The sequence below is a fragment of the Blautia sp. DFI.9.10 genome (assembly GCF_024461705.1).
Classification (GTDB): Bacteria; Bacillota; Clostridia; order Lachnospirales; family Lachnospiraceae; genus Blautia_A; species Blautia_A fusiformis.
In genome coordinates, this window is the sequence record NZ_JANGAA010000048.1 from 1 (window position 1) to 1,415 (window position 1,415).

Annotated in this window: 2 tRNA genes and 2 rRNA genes; all 4 read right to left on the reverse strand. The window is 48.4% G+C overall.

Features of this window, described 5'->3' with window-relative positions:
• A 23S ribosomal RNA gene (locus tag NE671_RS15645) occupies positions 1 to 735 on the reverse strand; the annotation flags it as partial.
• A gap of 270 nt (positions 736 to 1,005) precedes the next feature.
• Positions 1,006 to 1,079, reverse strand: a tRNA-Ile gene (locus NE671_RS15650).
• A gap of 23 nt (positions 1,080 to 1,102) precedes the next feature.
• Positions 1,103 to 1,175: transfer RNA gene (locus tag NE671_RS15655), tRNA-Ala, on the reverse strand.
• Between the two features lie 5 nt (positions 1,176 to 1,180).
• Positions 1,181 to 1,298: ribosomal RNA gene (gene rrf, locus NE671_RS15660) — 5S ribosomal RNA — on the reverse strand.
• Between the last annotated feature and the right edge of the window lie 117 nt (positions 1,299 to 1,415).

The following is a 1,415-nucleotide window of genomic DNA, read 5'->3' on the forward strand; positions in this document are numbered from 1 at the left end:
CCTGGACATGGATAGATCACCCGGTTTCGGGTCTACTCCTACTGACTCTGGCCCTGTTAAGACTTGGTTTCCCTTCGGCTCCATCCCTTGAGGACTTAACCTTGCCAGTAAGCGTAACTCGCCGGACCGTTCTACAAAAAGTACGCGGTTGTGCATATAAAGCACTTCCACAGCTTGTAGACACAGGGTTTCAGGTTCTCTTTCACTCCCCTCCCGGGGTCCTTTTCACCTTTCCTTCACAGTACTATGCGCTATCGGTCACTAAGTAGTATTTAGCCTTAGGGGGTGGTCCCCCTTACTTCCCACAAGGTTCCTCGTGTCTCGTGGTACTCCGGATCCTGCTCAGTCAGCTTGGTTTTCACGTACGGGGCTTTCACCCTCTGTGGCCGGCTTTCCCAAAACCGTTCTGTTAACCTTACTGAATCTTAAATGCAGTCCATGACCCCGGCATGCACGCACACCAGTTTAGGCTCCTCCGCGTTCGCTCGCCGCTACTTACGGAATCGATGTTTCTTTCTTTTCCTCCGGGTACTTAGATGTTTCAGTTCCCCGGGTTCCCTTCCATACGTTATGGATTGGCGTATGGATGCATGAGGTCTGCTCATGCGGGTTTCCCCATTCAGACATCTCCGGATCACGGGATATTTGCTCCTCCCCGAAGCTTTTCGCAGCTTATCACGTCTTTCATCGGCTCTTAGTGCCAAGGCATCCGCCCTGTGCCCTTATTGCTTGACCTTTCGCTTCATCACCCTAGCGTAGGTGATGCGGTCTCTTGATTCTCGTGTTACTACAGTAAGTGCTTTCTTCTCACGAAGTTTGCACTCACGTTCGTAACGTATGTGTTTGATTACTCTGTTCATAACAGATAAATCGATGTCTTCCTATCTTTGCGTTTGCATTAATTTCTTAATACTTTGCGTTTAAGGATATTTGATTAACTTAATCAAATTTCATGTATGCAGTTTTCAAGGTACAATATTGATTGGCTTATTATCACTAAGCCAATGGGCTTAAGTGGACTCGAACCACCGACCTCACGCTTATCAGGCGTGCGCTCTAACCAGCTGAGCTATAAGCCCATCTTGAAATCTTTCGATTTCAGTGGAGATGAAGAGATTCGAACTCTCGACCCCCTGCTTGCAAGGCAGGTGCTCTCCCAACTGAGCTACATCCCCATTTGATCTGGCAGCCACCTGCTCTCCCACACCGTCTCCAGTGCAGTACCATCGGCCGCTTAGGTCTTAACCGTCGTGTTCGGGATGGGAACGGGTGTGTCCCCTAAGCGCATCACTACCAGAAATATCATTATTCAGTTTCCTTGATAACTCAACAGTAAAACACATTTCAATTACTCTACTTTTTTCCTTAGAAAGGAGGTGATCCAGCCGCACCTTCCGATACGGCTACCTTGTTAC